We start from the raw sequence: 1,936 nt of genomic DNA, 5'->3' as shown, positions 1-1,936 counted from the left end.
CGGAGTCCACGAGGCCCGCCTTGAGCCAGACGGGAATGTAGCCCCGGCTCCAGCGCGAGAGTACGCCCTCCGAGGCGCGGCCCAGCGCACGAACGGCCAGTGCTTCTAGCGCCAGCGTGAGCGGGAGCGCCAGAGCCAGGAGCCCCGCATATATCGGTAGCGAGCGCGCTAGGCTTTGCGTTTCTAAGCCAAGCCAGACAATGGCTCCAACATTGAGCAGCTCCAGCGGCAGTGCAAGCACTGACCAGAGCGTGCTCTGCGCGAGTAGCAAGGCGAGGCTATAGGCCAGCGGCGAGAGCGTTGTTTGGGTAAGAAGTGGCACTTGGGGCGCGTGTCCCGCAGGTCGCGCGGGAATGCCGTCCCAGCGCTCGCCCGCTGGAATCGTCTTACCGGCTGGCAACGACGAGAGCGCGGTGAGATAAGCTCGTGCTTCTAAAGAGCCACCCGGCCCGACACCGGCCCGAACATCGAGAGTCGCACCTGCCCCGAGTATGATTGGGCCGATGACGAGGTGCCGGTCTTCCAGCTCCACCAGCCGCAGCGCCGCGTCCTGGTTAAGCGTCGCATCCTCCCCGATTTCAAGCAAGTCCCAGCCGCCTTGGGTCAGATCTACGCCCCGGTGGAGATGCACGCGCTGCCCAATTCGCGCCCCAAGTGCCCGAAGCGCCATGCACTGGAACTCGGTGCCGACGAGCACGGGCCAGGGAATCAGTCGCGCCACATGCACCACGATCCAGTGGCGCAGATAAAAATTCCCCCACACGGGTTCGCGACAGGGGGTGTATTTCCCGATCAGCAGGCGCTTCACGAAGACGGCAAAAAACACCGTCAGAGGTGTGTAGAGCACCAGCCCGAGAAAAAGCAAGAGCGGCGTGATTAAGATGAGCGGCACCAGTCCCAGGCGTTGGAGCAGTGCGGGGAGAAGTTCGAAGAAGCCGCCGTAGGCCGCAAACGAGGCGAGGGCGAGCTCTAGCAGCAGCCATAGGCTCTGGAGAACTCCGGTGCGCCGCTCGCCGTCTGTGTCCAGTGGCAAGTGCGCTTGCCGCTGGGTTTGTCGGGGTTCGTGCGTAGGCGGCACGGCTCTCTGTGCCAGCGCGGCAACCGTGCGGGCTTCGTAGAGATCGCGGACGGTCAGCGAGGCGGTGGCAGGATCGGTGCGCAGGCGCGAGATTAGCTGTGCGGCTTGAAGCGACGTGCCCCCGAGCTCCAGGAAGAAATCTTCGTCGAGTGAGAGCGTTTCTGGGAGCAGTAGGGTTTGTTGAAACGCCGCTAACACTGACTTTTCAAGTAGCGTGCGTGGCGTAATAATCTCTCGCTCTGTACGCCGCTCCGAGCGACTTATTATCGGCAAGCTTTCCCGTTTGAGCTTTCCCCCGACACTTTTGGGCAGCTCCGCGAGCACGCCAAAGAGCGCGGGGATCATGTAGGGCGGCAGCGCCTCACGAAGCATGGCCTTGAGCGTGTCGAAGTCCGGCGGCTGCCTGGAGTCCGTCGGGACGATAAAAGCGGCCAGATCGTTGCCATTGTTCTGGACGCAGCACGCCGCCTCGCGCACACCGTCGCACTGGGCCAAGCAGGTCTCAATCGCCTCCAGTTCGATCCGGTAGCCGCGTAGCTTCACTTGAGAATCAAGCCGCCCGTGGTAGTGAAACGCGCCGCTCCTCGCTTCGGTGTCGTGGTGCACGAGATCGCCCGTTCGATAGAGCCGCCCCCGCTCGGGGTGGGTGATGAACTTCTCCGCCGTCAGCTCAGGCCGTTTGTGGTAGCCTCGTGCCAGCCCCACTCCGCCCAGACACAGCTCCCCCGAGACGCCATCCGCCACCTCGTTAAGATCACTGTCAAGAACATAGGCTTGCAAACCGGGCACGGGTGTCCCAATGGTAATCGGCTCCCCCACGCGAATCTCGCCGCGCAAGGCCGTGACCGTGCACTCCGT

At 63.3% G+C, this 1,936-nt stretch carries 1 protein-coding gene; it reads right to left on the bottom strand.

Annotation, left to right across the window (positions count from 1 at the left end):
- Window positions 1-1,936: AMP-binding protein (locus ACH2EH_RS07305; protein ID WP_395140341.1), on the bottom strand; the 1,936-nt coding region annotated here is incomplete at both ends.

It is taken from the genome of Armatimonas sp. (assembly GCF_043760365.1).
GTDB lineage: Bacteria > Armatimonadota > Armatimonadia > Armatimonadales > Armatimonadaceae > Armatimonas.
This window is presented reverse-complemented; position numbering and strand designations above follow the sequence as displayed.